Source organism: Paenibacillus sp. DP01 (assembly GCF_044784315.1).
GTDB classification, from domain to species: domain Bacteria; phylum Bacillota; class Bacilli; order Paenibacillales; family Paenibacillaceae; genus Paenibacillus; species Paenibacillus polymyxa.
Genome location: NZ_CP173059.1, coordinates 2,529,915 through 2,545,409, shown reverse-complemented (window position 1 = coordinate 2,545,409; position 15,495 = coordinate 2,529,915). Strand labels below are relative to the sequence as shown.

16 protein-coding genes are annotated in these 15,495 nt (G+C 47.2%); 5 read left to right on the top strand and 11 right to left on the bottom strand.

The window, feature by feature from the left end; translation table 11 throughout:
• Window positions 1-78: 78 nt before the first annotated feature.
• Genes ACH59B_RS11520 through ACH59B_RS11505 form a run of 4 tightly spaced genes read right to left on the bottom strand, consistent with a single transcriptional unit; the run spans window position 79 to window position 4,647 of the window.
• Window positions 79-1,290 carry an ABC transporter permease gene (locus tag ACH59B_RS11520; protein WP_017428484.1) on the bottom strand — a complete coding sequence of 404 codons (1,212 nt, stop codon included), beginning with the start codon at window positions 1,288-1,290 and terminating at the stop codon, window positions 79-81.
• The gene (locus tag ACH59B_RS11515) at window positions 1,287-2,006 is read right to left on the bottom strand and encodes an ABC transporter ATP-binding protein (protein WP_016818473.1); all 720 of its coding nucleotides are present in this window, start codon (window positions 2,004-2,006) and stop codon (window positions 1,287-1,289) included. The genes ACH59B_RS11520 and ACH59B_RS11515 overlap by 4 nt, the downstream gene beginning before the upstream one ends.
• Window positions 2,007-2,012: 6 nt before the next feature.
• Window positions 2,013-3,470, bottom strand: a complete 1,458-nt coding sequence (locus tag ACH59B_RS11510) for an efflux RND transporter periplasmic adaptor subunit (protein WP_117289918.1) — start codon at window positions 3,468-3,470, stop codon at window positions 2,013-2,015.
• Window positions 3,471-3,483: 13 nt separating this feature from the next.
• Window positions 3,484-4,647, bottom strand: a complete 1,164-nt coding sequence (locus tag ACH59B_RS11505) for a TolC family protein (RefSeq protein WP_243537636.1) — start codon at window positions 4,645-4,647, stop codon at window positions 3,484-3,486.
• 317 nt (window positions 4,648-4,964) lie between these two features.
• Here ACH59B_RS11505 and ACH59B_RS11500 point away from each other — a divergent pair, with 317 nt between their 5' ends.
• Window positions 4,965-5,153, top strand: coding sequence for a hypothetical protein (locus ACH59B_RS11500; RefSeq protein ID WP_013370989.1), 189 nt, complete (start codon window positions 4,965-4,967; stop codon window positions 5,151-5,153).
• A gap of 181 nt (window positions 5,154-5,334) precedes the next feature.
• Here ACH59B_RS11500 and ACH59B_RS11495 read toward each other — a convergent pair whose 3' ends face one another.
• From ACH59B_RS11495 to ACH59B_RS11485, 3 genes are all read right to left on the bottom strand, one after another.
• Complete coding sequence (locus ACH59B_RS11495) at window positions 5,335-5,658, bottom strand: MGMT family protein (RefSeq protein ID WP_107735257.1); 324 nt, start codon at window positions 5,656-5,658, stop codon at window positions 5,335-5,337.
• Between the two features lie 116 nt (window positions 5,659-5,774).
• Window positions 5,775-6,935 carry a rhamnogalacturonan acetylesterase gene (locus tag ACH59B_RS11490; protein ID WP_404303789.1) on the bottom strand — a complete coding sequence of 387 codons (1,161 nt, stop codon included), beginning with the start codon at window positions 6,933-6,935 and terminating at the stop codon, window positions 5,775-5,777.
• Between the two features lie 266 nt (window positions 6,936-7,201).
• Window positions 7,202-7,624: a hypothetical protein gene (locus ACH59B_RS11485; RefSeq protein ID WP_016818468.1), complete on the bottom strand. Its 423-nt coding sequence runs from the start codon at window positions 7,622-7,624 to the stop codon at window positions 7,202-7,204.
• Between the two features lie 168 nt (window positions 7,625-7,792).
• Between ACH59B_RS11485 and ACH59B_RS11480 the strand changes: the two genes are divergently transcribed.
• The 4 genes from ACH59B_RS11480 (at window position 7,793) to ACH59B_RS11465 (ending at window position 11,551) form a co-directional block, all read left to right on the top strand.
• Window positions 7,793-8,218, top strand: coding sequence for a CHRD domain-containing protein (locus ACH59B_RS11480; RefSeq protein ID WP_016818467.1), 426 nt, complete (start codon window positions 7,793-7,795; stop codon window positions 8,216-8,218).
• A 199-nt stretch (window positions 8,219-8,417) separates the two neighbouring features.
• Window positions 8,418-9,611: an acyltransferase gene (locus ACH59B_RS11475; RefSeq protein ID WP_016818466.1), complete on the top strand. Its 1,194-nt coding sequence runs from the start codon at window positions 8,418-8,420 to the stop codon at window positions 9,609-9,611.
• A 107-nt stretch (window positions 9,612-9,718) separates the two neighbouring features.
• Window positions 9,719-10,429 (top strand): response regulator transcription factor, encoded by a 711-nt coding sequence (locus ACH59B_RS11470; protein ID WP_016818465.1) that lies wholly within the window; start codon window positions 9,719-9,721, stop codon window positions 10,427-10,429.
• Window positions 10,430-10,444: 15 nt separating this feature from the next.
• Window positions 10,445-11,551 (top strand): cell wall metabolism sensor histidine kinase WalK, encoded by a 1,107-nt coding sequence (locus ACH59B_RS11465; RefSeq protein ID WP_016818464.1) that lies wholly within the window; start codon window positions 10,445-10,447, stop codon window positions 11,549-11,551.
• A gap of 15 nt (window positions 11,552-11,566) precedes the next feature.
• Here the strand turns inward: ACH59B_RS11465 and ACH59B_RS11460 are convergent, their stop codons facing one another.
• From ACH59B_RS11460 to ACH59B_RS11445, 4 genes are all read right to left on the bottom strand, one after another.
• Entirely contained in the window at window positions 11,567-12,322 is a 756-nt protein-coding gene (locus ACH59B_RS11460; RefSeq protein ID WP_016818463.1) for a lactate utilization protein, read from the bottom strand.
• Window positions 12,315-13,835, bottom strand: coding sequence for a LutB/LldF family L-lactate oxidation iron-sulfur protein (locus tag ACH59B_RS11455; RefSeq protein ID WP_016818462.1), 1,521 nt, complete (start codon window positions 13,833-13,835; stop codon window positions 12,315-12,317). The genes ACH59B_RS11460 and ACH59B_RS11455 overlap by 8 nt, the downstream gene beginning before the upstream one ends.
• Window positions 13,832-14,560 carry a (Fe-S)-binding protein gene (locus tag ACH59B_RS11450; RefSeq protein ID WP_404303785.1) on the bottom strand — a complete coding sequence of 243 codons (729 nt, stop codon included), beginning with the start codon at window positions 14,558-14,560 and terminating at the stop codon, window positions 13,832-13,834. The genes ACH59B_RS11455 and ACH59B_RS11450 overlap by 4 nt, the downstream gene beginning before the upstream one ends.
• A gap of 166 nt (window positions 14,561-14,726) precedes the next feature.
• A complete protein-coding gene (locus tag ACH59B_RS11445; protein ID WP_016818460.1) occupies window positions 14,727-15,485 on the bottom strand; it encodes a DeoR/GlpR family DNA-binding transcription regulator in 759 nt (252 codons plus the stop codon).
• Window positions 15,486-15,495 lie beyond the last annotated feature (10 nt).

Below are 15,495 nucleotides of genomic sequence, written 5' to 3'. Positions count from 1 at the left end.
TCATTTAAAACACTTATTCCATACAAAAAACGGGTGCTTTATCCCCCCTCTTTCGAGTAAGGCAAAGCACCCGCTTTCCTATTCGTATCTTAAAGCATCAATCGGACGCAGCTTCGAAGCCTTGCGCGCCGGATATACTCCAAACAGTACGCCGACTCCCATGCAGCACAGAAAAGAGTACAACACTGGCTCTATCGAATACACAATCGGCATTTGGACGAATTTCTCAAGCAGCTTTGCACCCCCAAGACCCACCATTACACCGACTAGTCCACCCATTAGACTAAGAAAAACAGCCTCAGCCACAAACTGCAGCATAATATCACTGCGCTGCGCACCAATCGCTTTGCGAATTCCGATCTCCCTTGTACGCTCCGTGACGGACACCAGCATAATATTCATAATACCAACACCGCCAACACCGAGCGCAATTGCAGCTACACCGATCAGCAGCATATTCATAACCCGGTCAACCCCAGACACTGTTTTTAAGATTTCCGTCTGGGTCATGATTTGAAAATCATCGCCCTCTGATGGCTTTAGCTCATGTCTGGCACGCAGCACCTGACGGATTTCAGCACTTGCCTGATCAATCCTGTCCTCCGTTGTTGCAGAGGCATTCACCTGCTGAATGCTCATATTGCCCAGCCGTTCCATTCCAGTTGTAATCGGTACATATACCTGCTGCCCGCTGTTGCTCATATTGGAATTGGAATTGGTCAGCACACCAACCACCTTAAAAGGCAACTGCTTGATCATGATGGTCTCACCGACTGCCCTGGAGGCATCCGGGCCAAAAATATTACGGGCTGCATCACTCCCCAGCACAGCCACATTCATCCGTTTATCCACTTCATAGTGAGTAAACGACCTGCCCTGAGCTAGCGACAGCTTTCTCACATGGACAAATGCCAGCGAAGTCCCCTCAATTTGCCCGCTGACCTTATTGCGACTCCACGTAATATCTGCACTGGTCATCGCACTTGGTGCTACCTCTGCGACTGCTTTTTGCTGCTCTAGCGCCTCGATATCCTCCAGAGATATTCCTTTCGTCTGATTAAACGACATGGAGCTGGACCCATCATATGGAGCATAAGGATAGATCATCAGCAGATTATTTCCCATACTATTGATCTGCGATGTAATTGTAGCGGTTGATCCTTTACCGATGGCTACAATCGCAATCACGGCGGCCACTCCGATAATAATGCCCACCATGGTCAGCAAGGATCGCAGCATATTGGTTCGCAAACTATTGAGTGATACACGAATAATTTCCTGAAATTTCATGCCTTCACTTCCTCTGCCGCCATTCTTCGTTTCTCAACAGGCTGATCCTTTTCAATCCGCCCATCTCGAAAATGAATCAGACGCTTGGCGTATTCCGCAACCTCCTGATCATGAGTAACCAGTACAACCGTTTTCCCCTGATCGTTCAGACGCTGAAAAATCCCCATGATTTCCACACTTGTTTTGGAGTCCAAAGCTCCTGTCGGTTCATCCGCCAAGAGAATAACCGGATTGTTCACAAGTGCCCGTGCAATGGATACCCGTTGCTGCTGACCGCCTGACAATTCGTTTGGCCTGTTGTTCATCCGGTCGCCTAGACCTACGCTAGTGAGGGCATCCATGGCTCGCAAACGACGCTCCTTGGCAGAAACCCCCGCATAGATCATAGGCAGTTCCACATTCTCCAAAGCTGTTGATCGCGGAAGCAAATGGAATTTTTGAAATACAAATCCGATTTTCTGATTACGTATAATAGCCAGTTCATCCTCGCGGGCATCTAAGATCGAATATCCATCCAAATAAAATTGTCCTGACGTAGGTAAATCCAGACAGCCGATAACATTCATCATCGTGGACTTGCCTGAACCAGACGGTCCCATAATCGCAACAAAATCACCGTCAGCAATATCAAGTTGAACCTCACGCAGAGCATGAATTTCCTGATCTCCGACATGGTACACTTTTTTCAAACCCTCAATCTGAATAACATATCTCATGCCCGTTTAAAAGCCCCCCTGCATGCCGCCCATTGCGGAAGGATCTGGCGGAGGTTCAGGAGCAGGCACAACAATCGTGTCCCCCTCCTTTACACCGGATTTAAGCTCTACTCGGTCTGGCGTGTAAAATCCGAGTTCTACGGGCTTAAATGTGCGTGCCCCGGGATTCGCAGCGTTAGCAGAAACATACACGCCATCCTGGCCTCCTTCGGATCTCAGTGCAGTCGCAGGAACGAACAGTACATTTTTGTGTACTCCCAAAATAACGGCCACATTCATAATCATGCCTGTTTTTAGCTTACCTTTCGGGTCATGTACAGACATCTCCATCAAATACGTCGTCATCCCTTCATCCGTAGAGGCTTCCGGTGAGACAAATTGCACCTTGCCTGGAAACGATTCACCCGGATATGCATTGGTCGTCAACACAGCCGTAAGCCCCTTTTTGACCTTGACAATGTCGGTCTGACTTACCTTCACAACTACCTTAAGGTCGTTGGAATCCGAGTTATTCATTACAATAAATGGAGCCGTCGGACTGGTCCCTACATCCCCGTTCACCTTTAAAATCACTCCGTCCCACGGCGCCGTGACCTGAAGCTTGTTTAACTCATTTTTTTTCTGCTCCAACTCAGTTGCCAGTCTTCGAACCTCTATCCGTGAGGATTGAATACTCGATGCATCAGCCGGAACCTGAGTCTTGTGAAGCTCAGCCATTGCAGCACGGTAGCCAATTTCAGCCTCTGAAATGGTGCGACGTTTTTGCGACATAATTTTGCGGAACTGTAAATCTAGATTATCATAGTCCGTTTGTGCTTTATCCAATGCTTGCTCAGCCTGCTCCAATTCACTATTGGATACTGCCCCGGCATCGTGTAAAAACTTTTGGTCTTCATATGCCTTCCGTGCCTGCTCCAACTGCTTTTTGGAAGCTTTCTTCTGACTTTCGGCTTCTTCCAGCTCAAATGATTCTTGCGCTGTATCGACAGCCATTTTGGCCCGAAGTACATTTGTTTTCTGAATTTCAATATCCTCCGCCTTCGGACCCTTCTCCAATTCAGCCAGCTTGGATTTCGATATCTCCAAAGAATCAGACGCACTTTGTATTTGCATTTTAATTTCTGAACTGTCCAGAAGCGCCAGCACTTGCCCTTTTTTGACCTTGTCCCCGGCTTTCACGTTCACCGCAGCCAGCTTGTTATCGCCTGCACTCGTAAAGTTCAGCTTCACTTCCTTGGATGCTTGCACGGTGCCGGACGTGTCCAGCTTCTCGCTCACATCGCCGCGCTCTACTTTAAACGTCTCGTCCTGAACTATAGGTGCTGCCTGCTCTTTGGGCATATTCAGATATACTGCTGCTCCGCCTCCGCCTACAACCAGCAAAACTATCGCAGTCCAGATCCACTTTTTTCTCCGTTTTCTCCGTAGCTTGATTAAAGCATCATTTAAAACCGTTTCTGCCAACGCCTTTTCCTCCCTATGTGCTCCATGGCTTGTTCAACGTATACTCATTTTGATCCAACTCGATCGCCAGCTCTTCCATTTGCCGTTCAATCTGGTTTACTTTCAACTGGTTGTTTTTCAATTCCATCTCAATAATTAGACCTCTGGCCCACTTTTTGTGTGATAACTCCAAGGCTTCTTTTGCTGTACGCAAGCTTTCTTCCAGTTGTACGTATTTCTTTTGGTTTTCCTTAACCGTGGCATACAAATTGCGGAGTGATTCAGCAAAATCCTTTTGCCCTTTGGCGAGCTCCTCCTTAGCTGTATCAACATCCATTTTAGCTAGATCGTAAGCACCTGCACCGTTATTAAAATCAAAATATCTCACATTGAGTTCCGAAGTTTTGATACTATCCTCCAGCTTCCATAAATTCGGATTCATGTCTGTCAGCTGTTGTATATGTAATTCAATATCCAGCTTCTTCGGTTCCTTGTACACGGGTCGATCCACCATTTCATAGGCTGTTCCGTTAGGCTGTCCCATGAGGAAGTTCAGAGCATCCCTGGATTTTTGCAACGCAATTTTTCCCTGCTCGACCGCTTGCTCCGCCTGGACTCTGGCCTGTGTACTCTCGTTTTTCGCATATTCAGACAGCTTGCCTCGCGCAAATTTGGCAAGTGCAATCTTTTCCTCCGCTTGGGCGATTTCAAGCGCCTCCAGATCATTTTTCACCTGATTCTCTGCTACAAACACACTTTGGTAGCTTTTCATTACATTAAAATAAATCTGGTCTTTGGCATATTGCGCTTGCTTTTTGCTGGCTAGATAGGATAGTGTCGAGGAACTGTAATTCCTCCAGGACGTTTCATTATCAACATACTCATTGTCTATATAATCGATAGGTGAATTACCCAGCTCCTTTTCGGCATTTTTCAGTTCAAGTCTACGGCGCTCTACATCCCGCTCGGCGGTACGCGTATTGTAGCTGTTCGTCTGTGCCCATTCCACTGCCTGCTTAAGCGTTAATGGAGGTAGAGCCTGTCCCGTTACGGATGATGTCTTTGACGTAGCTGCAGCAGATGAATTAACTGACATATTTGCTGACATGCTTCCTGATGGACTGTCAGCCTGTACAGTGGTGACCAAGCCTGTAGAAAAGGACAATACAAGCAGCACGGCAGCCGCTTTTTGCTTCATAAATGAATTTCTCCCCTTTCGGTGCATCTTCGAATCTTTTCCATTCTTTTCGACATAAATTTCCACGAATTCTCCGCATTCTAATTGTACTTTCAGGTTTATGTTGGTACAAGGTGTCAAAACAATACATTTTTGTAACCTTTACTGCCAGATTACTCATTGTATCTACTTTACATCCCATCAGACATAGATTTAATCTGTTTTTACCTGAACTTTACCTAAATTTCAGCTAATTTTAAGGAAACTAACAGCATCTATTAAGGTTTGGAACATATACTAGAGAAAGAATAACAGCCGCTCACTAGGAGGGTTAATAGATGATAAAAGAATCTCGCATGACAACTACTAACGAACCGTCTGATTTATGGATGACTCGCTTTCTACGCGAATCAGAACAAAAAAAGAAACAACTCATTCGGGAAGCCCGAAAAAATAATGATATACCGCTAATGAACAGTATTTCTTTTCACCTTGCCCAGCGTGACCAGCAGCATCTGATTGGATAAGCTTAACTGGGAAATCTAGTGCTATATATGAATACCCCCCTTCGTTAATCTACATGATACGCCAGTTTAAAAAGAGACGGGACAATTCAAAACTATGATTTGTCCCGTCTCTTTTTGGCGAGGATTCAGACTAGTGTTATATTGTGTCTCAAAAACAATGCCACCTTTGCTCGTTCCTCGCCTATTCTTCCATCTCCGCCTGCGGATGATATAGATATTGATCCAGCGGGATACGTCCGTTTGCATTAAACTGTATGCCCTCCTCTTCCAAGTACAGGCGCTGCAGGGATGCGGACTCATCCTCCTGCAAAGCAATCTCTCCCAAGCGGTTGACTACTCTATGCCATGGAAGTCGATGTTTTTGGCTCAGTGTATGCAAAATTCGCACCACCTGTCTAGCACCTCTTGGGCTTCCGGCCTCTGCCGCAATTTGACCATAAGTCATTACTTTTCCCTCAGGGATCAGCAATATAATTTGAAGCACTCGGGCAGTGAAAGGCTGCATGTTCTAATTCCTCCGCGTTACTATTGCTTTTTTCCATTATTATAGCACCCTGAACAGAGGCCAAAAACCCCTGCTCCTACAATTGTAAGAAGCAGGGGTAAAACCATCATTGAAATTTAGAATCCACTCAGACCCTGTCTTTGTAAATCCTGTGCTACCAATCGCGCCAGTTCCCTTGCACCCGCAAAGTTTGGATGTAGTGTATCACCGTTCATATACAAAGCTAGCGTAGCTTCTTTGCCAATAGAGGTGAAATAAGCTGAACTGAGAACATTCAGATCGACTAAAGGCGTTTGTTCCTCTTGAGCCAGCGCCAAAATAGCGCTTCTATACCATCTGTTTTCAGCGTTGTGTACATTGTTAGCATTAAAGTCAGTGGCTCGGCCTTGCGGTGTTGACAGAATTACCGTCGCCCCCTTAGCCTTCACCTGCCGAATCATATCCCGCATCCAATCCTTAAACTCCGCTTCGCTTTCGTTATGCTTTGGATTGGTGTCATTAATGCCTAATTGGAGAATAAAATAATCCCCTGGCTTGATATATTGAACGATCGCCTCTAACTGACCATCGTGATGGAAGCCTCTAGCAATCTGGCCCCCTGACGCCATATTGCGAATTTGAAAAGTATTCGTGTTTACAAACTCTGGAAACAGTTGACCCCATCCTGCCTGCACACTGCTATCTAGCGGATAATAGTTACATACCGTAGAATCCCCGCCGATATAAATCGTGCGATTCGTAACTGGATTGCTAGACAATTGCCTGATTTCCAGTGCACTGAGTGTGAAGACTGCGCCCTCTTTGCCTTCAGTAACTAGCAGATTTAATTGTCCGTCTGTCACTGGAATTTGAAAACGATCCTTGGCCCCATTTCCCGTCATATTTATGACCTGATACACCCCTTCGGCCGCAACACTCGAACGAGAAGTATTTCCTAAAGTAACCGACACCTCATACAAACCTGGAGGAAGATCGACGTCGAAAGTATTCTCGCTTTTCGTACCTGTAGCCAAGAATCGTACCGCATCACTTGCCACCCCAGTCCCCGATGCACTGACATTACGCATATTCTCAGGGGTACGAAAGCCATAGCCACGTGCAGAGTCATAGGACAGCGAAGCGCTCACTCCGGTATACCCCGTTTCGACCGTACCCCCGCCAAAATCAAACTTGTACTCGCCAGTTGATGCATGTGCCGGGGTAGCTATACCCAGCCCCGGCGCACCACATAAAAAGGCTGCTAAAAGCATACCAGTCAATCCTTTTTTCCACTTCATTCTTCATTCCTCCTCCAGATTTTTAATTGCATGAAGCAAAGATTTTTTTGTAAGCGCATACATAAAATTCTACCCATGGTTGCAGGGTTGTACCTATGTCATTCTTATGCAATTGAAAAGTAGCTTATTCGTTAAGCTGAACTTATACTTGTCAGCCTGCATAGTGAGTATGATCCAGTATATTATATGCCTGTACACAAAAAAGCTTCGCAGATCCAACTGCGAAGCTCCCTGAAGCAAAATTCCGTTAGTTCAAAACTACTGCATTAATCCGAAACCAAAATCCCGTCAAAGCTCTCTGGGCCTACTCGTATTGTACCCAGCAGGTTAGCTGATACAAAGGCTGTATACACCAATTGTGGCGTAATCGGTGGGTTAAAATCATCTGCTGAGAACGCAATAACCTGTGGAGCTAATAAACTTAAATTAAAAGTTGACGTAGCCGAATAAACAACAGGGTCTGTTATCTGCGTACCTCTGACAATAGTAATTGTAATCCCTACTAAAGCAAGTGGAATTTGGAGAGATATAGTTCCTTTAAGCAGAACCCGTGGTGTACCTGTAGCTCCTTGGGTGTTTAATCCGATCTGTCCGAACAATTGCGGCGTATTTAAAAGAGTGATTGGGATGGCAATAGAGTTGGCTGTCGAAGCATTTTGGGATGTTCTTCCATCAATAAATGTTCCCATAGTTTCTCCTCCTCTCTCTATCAGATACTCATAGTCTATGAAAAAATCAGTTTTGTGCTTGGACTGAATAACTTGTAAAACACACAACTTCTGATGAATAGGCGAATGTACAGCCCCTTCTCTGATCCTGTGAATACACTAAACCAACACTGGGAAAGGAGGGACGTAATGTCCAATAAGTTTAGAGCCACGTTGAGGGGGGCTAATGAAGTGCCTCCTGTCAGAACGAATGCGACAGGAACTGCGGAATTTCGTTACCGTCCAGCGAGCCAGCAATTAAGCTTTGAGCTGACGGTTCGCAATATTTCACGGGTAACTGAAGCGCACATTCATCTGGGACGAAGAGGTGAAAATGGTCCTGTTGTTGCTACACTGTTTGGCCCTTCGAAGTTTGGGATTACCGTAAGAAGAGGTGTCGTTACCGGCGTGCTGCGTGCAATTGATCTTACCGGTCCACTCAGAGGCAGAACCATTAATGATTTGGTATGCCAAATTAGAGAGGGCAATGCCTACGTCAACGTCCACACGATCCGTCATCCGAACGGTGCCATTCGTGGGCAAATCAGACGCGCACCTATCAAACGTTGCAAATAACGAATGAACATGAGTACTAAAAAGAACTTCCATGCTGCTCATTTTGAGCCTATGGAAGTTCTTTTTTTTAATTCTTAACAAAAGTTAAGAAGTTCATAAGCGATTCTTAAGCCGCTCCCTTTCAGGTTGTTAAGAACTTTATCTTTTAATAGAAAGAGTTCAACAAGATACAGTTCACTACTGAAAGGAAATGAAGCTTATGAAGCCTACGACCAAAGAAAAAATTCCTGAATTACAGTTGGTCAGAGCCATGGCGATTTTAGCCGTCTTAATGGTACATGCCACTTCCTATGCAACGGTCCAACTTACAAATTCCAGCCTTTATGTTGTATATAATGCGCTCAATGTGTTGATGAAGTACGGTACCCCTGTATTTATCGCGCTTAGCAGTATGGTGCTGTTCTATAACTATAAGGATCGTCCGCTGGGACGACAGCTCTTGAGGCGCTTTTATAAGCAGAGATTGCTGTACATCCTCTTACCTTATGTCATGTTTTCTCTGTTTTATTTCATCCTGTCCCTTATGGCTGGCAGTACCGAACCATGGAGTATAACTACACTTGCGGAAAACTTTGCTCTGAAACTGGTTACGGGCAAAGCGTACACCCATTTATATTATATTTTTATCATGATGCAATTTTATCTTGCATTTCCATGCATACTGTGGCTATTCCAGCGTTATCGGCAATTTCCGCAATGGTCTATTGTCATTGGGCTGCTGCTACAGTGGTCATTTATAATTAGCAACAAATTTCTCTTTCAGGTTCAAAATAAAGGCAGCTGGGCGCTGTCCTATGTGGCCTGCTACATGCTGGGCGCAGCTCTCGGCTATTACTATCCCCAGCTTCGAACTTGGTTTCTGATGCGTAAGGAGGAACGAAGCTTTACAAGTGTGCTGACATGGATCGCAATTTGGGCTTTATGGATGATTTCAGCCACCATTCATGTCTATCTGTGGTACGAAAATAGATTGTACGGAACCTCGTACAATTCGCTAGTTTTTGAACTTATGTATAACATGTACAGCCTGTCTAGTACGCTGGTATTACTACAGATTTCCTTTTTAATGTATAGAAGACAACATTCCTTTGTCATTCGCAAGCTGGAACGTCTGGGCACACTGTCCTTTGGTGTGTATCTCATACATCCATTTTTCCTACTCTTGTATCGGCAGTTTTCACCACACATTGGCTCACCGCAGCTTATTCATGTGTGGTACGCTGGAGGTTTTTTCTGTGCACTTCTTTGTTCTTGGCTCGTCGTGTCGGTCATCGCCCGCTTCCTGCCATGTGCGTGGATTTTGTTCGGTCAGCTACCGGGTACAGGAAAAAGGAACTTCAAGCAAGAAGAGCGCATGTCTTCGCCCGAAACGCTACTATTCAAAGGACGATGATATCCAACAAACGACCTGAGAAGAGTGTCCATAGCCTCCATCGCCAAAAAGGTATATAATACGCCCATATTGTATACTGCTGGAAAGAACAGAAAGGGTGCACAACCATGCATAACTTGCATAACGGAACCATTTTATTAGTAGACGATGAACCTGAAATTATTAAGCTCATGCAAATATATTTAGAAAATGAAGGATATCGCTTGCTCATGGCACGGGACGGACTGGAAGCACTGGAGCAGGTTAATCGGGAACAGATAGATGTAATGGTGCTGGATGTGATGATGCCCAACATGGACGGGATTGAAGCCTGCATGAAAATCAGGGAAACCGAGCATTTTCCGATCATTATGTTGTCTGCGAAGGGACAAGATATGGACAAAATTACAGGGCTTAGCGTTGGGGCCGATGATTATGTCACCAAGCCGTTCAGCCCGCTGGAGCTAGTGGCACGCATCAAATCCCATCTACGTAGAGTACGGAAATATACCCACTCCTCTCCTATATTGGAGCATGAAATGGTTCTGGATGAACTCTCCATTAACACTGTTACACATGAGGTCACTCTCGCTGGAGAATCCGTTAAGCTGACTCCGCGTGAATTCGCTATTGTTGAGCTTTTGGCTCGACACCGGGGTCAAGTGCTGAGCATGGAGCAGATTTATGAGAAGGTCTGGAAGGAACAATATCTGGAATCCAATAACACGCTAATGGTACATGTGCGTAAAATTCGCGAGAAAATTGAGACTGATCCAAGAAAGCCCAAATACCTGAAAACGGTGTGGGGCATCGGCTATAAAATGGAAAAATTCGATTAATGGAGGACTTGCGTCTTGAAGGCAAAACGATACGATACGCTGGGATGGAAGCTGGCAGCCCTTAGCCTTGCCGCCTTCACTTTAACTGGACTAATTTTAATGGTGTTTTATTATGGAGCGTCTTTGCTGTTATGGCTGAATCCCTCGCGTTCTTTTTTTGGCACTCGGCTGATCCGCTGGACCGTCAATCACATTGGTTCCTCACTGATCTTGCTGGTGTGTGGGCTGCCTTTATATATTTATTTCTTTTTCCTTTTTACCAAAAATACGATTGGCTATCTACGCGAGATTACGACAGGGATGCAGAATTTCGCGGACGGAAATTTATCCTATTCGATTCCGGTATCTTCCGCAGATGAACTGGCAACCTTGGCAAAAAATATGAACACCATGGCAGACAAGCTCCGTCTTTCAATAGAAGAAGAACGGGCTTCTGCCAAAGCGAAAAACGACCTGATCACTGGTGTATCCCACGATCTTCGCACCCCGCTAACATCGGTGATTGGCTTTTTGGAGTATATTGAAACCGACCGTTACCGGGATGAAATTGAGCTACGCTATTATGTAAACATTGCTTATGAAAAATCGCTGACGCTTAAAAAGCTGATCGACGAGTTATTTGAATACACGCGTGTGAGTGGTGGTAGCCTGCCACTGGAGCTGGAGCCTGTAGACCTCGGCAAATTGCTCACTCAACTTGCTGAGGAATTTGTACCCTCACTGGAACAGGCGGACATGTCCTATCGTGTCCGAATCGTTGAGCCTGTTCGGATTTTGGCCGACACGGGCGAGCTGGTGCGCCTGTATGAAAATTTATTTTCCAATGCGATTCGATACGGAAAGGATGGCAAGCGTCTCGATATCACGATAGGACGTGAAGGCGATGAAGCGATAGTGATTTGCACCAACTACGGTACCCCGATTCCACCGGAAGATGTCCCTCATCTGTTTGAACGGTTTTACAGAGTGGACAAATCACGCTCCAAGGAAACCGGAGGTACCGGGCTGGGCCTTGCTATTACCAAAAGCATTACCGAACTGCACAATGGCCGCATTTCGGTTAGGAGCAATCGTAGACAAACGGATTTTGAAACCCGTTTTCCGATCTATCGCGCCCGTTAGACGGGCAGCATAACGCTAACCAATCAACAACGTATAAACGATACCTGGTCCGTGTACACCGATCGTCAAATCATTTTCAATATCCGACGAGCGGCTCGGTCCAGTAATAAAATGAATGCCTGCGGGCAATTGCTCGCGCCCGGCTTCGTCAAAGCGGCTTAAAATCTCGCCCAGTCGTGTTCGCAGACGTTCCACGGGCAGGAGAATGATCAGCACGGTCGGCAGCAGACTGACCGAGCGCCCCTTCTCCGGCGAGGATAGCACTGCTACCGAGCCGGTGTAGGCGGCGGCCTCATCGGCCATGACGATGCCGATATCGGCCTCCGCGGCGCGTGCCTTCCAGTTTTGGGCTGGATCGGTGTTCCACACCGACAGTCGGACTTCCGGCAGCGCTGCTTCCAACTGGAGCGCATCCAGGTCCGGCTCATTCTGCCGGACGATATAGGCTGCTCCCAGCTCGCGCGCCTTGTGCGCGATCCAGTCTGCCGCCTTCTTCAGATCCGGCAGACGCACCACATGTCCGCCAACACTTGTAAAGTTGGCGGTGAACTCCTCGATGCGCTGCTCCGCACTCCATTCGAATTTGTGCCAAAACGCAGGTGCGCCACGAAACGGCTGCATCGGTGGCTCCGTCTGTCGCGGACGCTTGAGCCGCGCCGCAATGCCTTCCATAAAGCGCGCCTGCTTGACACGGGATTCTGCTTGCATTTGATGGAGCCATGCTTCATGCTCCGCTTTTGCTTGCATAGAAGGATTACGCTGTTCACTCATGCTGCATCCCTCCTTTTCTTCTATCCACCAAGATCGTCTCCATTCGGCTGAGAATGTCCGGATGCATGACCTTGCGTTCCTGCTCCAGCTCACGCGCTAGTGTGTTCCAGTGCTGACGGAAGGACTTATTCGCCAGACTTGGAGCCACACGATACGTATTCCAGCCTTTTAAGGGGCCAAGCTTAAGGGTAATTTCTCCCTTACGGACTACCGCTTTCTGTGCGATCTGTCCGAGTCTGATCGCCGCAGCGAATCGCTTCGAGCTGGAAACTACCGCTGCAAAACCTTTCATCCCGATCGTCTCCAGCTTATCCCCTTGTCCTGCCTCCACCTTGCGTCTACGCAAATAAACCAGCATATCATGCAGTGGTATTTTGACCGGACAGGCTTCATAACACGCTCCACACAGACTGGACGCACTCGCAATATCGTTCCACTCTTCAATGTTGCCATGAAGGGCAGGCGTAAGCACTGCACCGATAGGACCGCTATATGTCCCGCCATACGCGTGCCCCCCAATGTGTCGGTACACCGGACAAGCGTTCAGGCAAGCGCCGCAGCGGATGCAATTTAACAGCTCTTGAAACTCAGGATTGCCTAGCTGAAGCGAACGCCCGTTATCTACGATGATAATGTGCATTTCCTCCGGTCCATCGGCATCCTGGCTGCGCCGGGGTCCTGAAATACCGGACATATACATCGTCAGCTTTTGTCCGGTAGCGGAGCGTGGCAGCAATGTAGCCATCACCTCCAAATCTGTCCAGGATGGAATAATTCGCTCCATACCCATCAGTGTGATTTGCGTTTTGGGCAGAGTAGAAACCATGCGAGCGTTGCCTTCATTTTCAAACAAAACCATGGAACCCGTCTCGGCAATGGCAAAATTGCAGCCTGTCATGCCAATATCCGCTTCTAGAAACTTTTCACGCAGCTTTTTGCGGACAAAGCCCGCCAAAATCGTCGTATCTGCGGACAGCTCCTCCCCTGCTTCTTTAGACAGCAGCTCGGCAATCTGATAACGATTTTTGTGAATCGCAGGGATCACGATATGAGATGGTGCCTCTCCCGCCAGTTGAATAATATACTCACCGAGGTCACTTTCAATCGTCTCGATATCTGCACCTTCCAGCGCCTGATTCAAATGCAGCTCCTCCGACACCATCGACTTGGATTTGACGACAGAATGGGCTTGATTATGCGCGGCAATGTCCAGTGTAATGCGCACGGCATCCACTGCGGTGTCGGCAAAATGGATATGCACCCCGTTGGCACGGGCATTTTCTACAAACAGATTTAAGTAATAGTCCAGATGGGCAATGGTATGAAGCCGAATTTGACGCCCCCGCTCACGCCATTCCTCCCAATTTCCATGCTGCTCTGAAGCTGTCCGCTTGCCGTTGCGCAGTCGCTCGGTAGTGAAATGAACTGCATTCCGCAAAAAATCATCATTCAGAGCCAGCTCTGCACGTTTTTTGACCTTTTGATTCATAGAGTGCGTATGTACAGCGGTCATGCGTGCTTCACCCCTTCGTATAACAGCTCTGCCAGATGCATTACCCGAACTGGCTCTTTCCGATATCTGAGATTACCGGCGATATTCATCAAACAGGCCATGTCCAGTCCGACCAGTACCTCGGCTTCCGTCTCCCTGATATGGTCCACTTTTTCAGTCACCATCGCTCCCGAAATATCGGGCATTTTTACCGCAAAAGTACCACCAAACCCACAGCAGTCCTCCGCAAAAGGAAGCGGCACTAATTGCAAACCCTTTACGCTGCCAAGCAGCTTCATCGGTTCCTCCTTTACGCCGAGCAAACGTGTTCCATGACAAGACGGATGATAGGTTACCGTATGCGGAAAAGACGCACCCACATCGGTCACGCCAAGCACCTGCACCATAAATTGTGTAAACTCATACGTCTTTTGCTCCAGCCTCCGTGCCGACTCCAGCCACTCAGGCTCATCCTTGAACAACTCCGGGTAATGATGAATCATATATGTGCAGGAACCGGAAGGAGCTACGACAAAATCACTGTCATTAAACGCTTTCAAAATCGTTTTTGCCGCTGCCCTTGTTTCATCCCAATAGCCGCTGTTATAGGACGGCTGCCCGCAGCATGTCTGCACCTTGGGAAATTCCAGCTCGACACCATATCTGGCAAGCAAGCGGGCCATCGCTTCCCCTACCTTGGGATAAATCGCATCACTTAGACAGGTAATAAATAAATATACCTTCAAACGGCACACCCCTTCCGTCCATTTTCCAAAGGAAAACTTTCATCATAAGCATACGCTTGCAGTGGGATTCTCACCTAAGTAGATCTTACTCATCAGAGAATCCCGCTGCAACAGCGATCGTAAATCAAATGAACCGCAGAGCGACCTCACGCCGGAAACTACCTGCTTACACAATCGTAACCGGAATGGACAACTCTGCGAGCTGACTGCGAATCGGGTCCGACAGCCGCGAATCTGTAATAATTTCGGACACTTGCGTCAAATTCACGACATGGGTAAACGCCTGCTGCCCGAATTTGCTCGCATCTGCCAGTAAAATTACCCGATCCGCAATGCTGACCATTTTCTGCTTCAAACGAGCTTGCAGCTCATTTGATTCACTAATGCCACGATCCAGATGAACTCCCTGACTGGAAAAAAACAGCTTATCCACATAATAGGTTTCTAATGAACGCTCTGCAAGCGGGCCCACGAATGACAGTGAACGTTGAAGCAACTGTCCTCCCGTCGAAATGACCTCGATTTTTTCCTTACCTGCCAGTTCTGTAGCTACCCGAATCGAATTCGTCAGTATCGTTAAAGGAATATCCGGCAGACTGGACGCCATATACCAGGCAGTCGTACTGGCATCCAGCAAAATGCGATCGTGCGGCTGAATCTGCTTGACCGCTTCCTCAGCAATCCGACGCTTTTCCTCCGCGTTCATAATTTCCCGTACCGCATAGGGCGTTTCAGGCTGCTCGTTTTTGACACTAACCGCTCCCCCATGAGAACGGCGCAGTCGTCCCGCCTGCTCCAGACGATCGAGATCGCGGCGAATCGTTTCTTCCGTTACTTTACACAGCTCACTCAATTCGGACACCCGTATGCTTCCTCTTTCATTTACGAGCTGCACTATCATCTCATATCTTTCTGCGACCAGCATGGCAATCTCA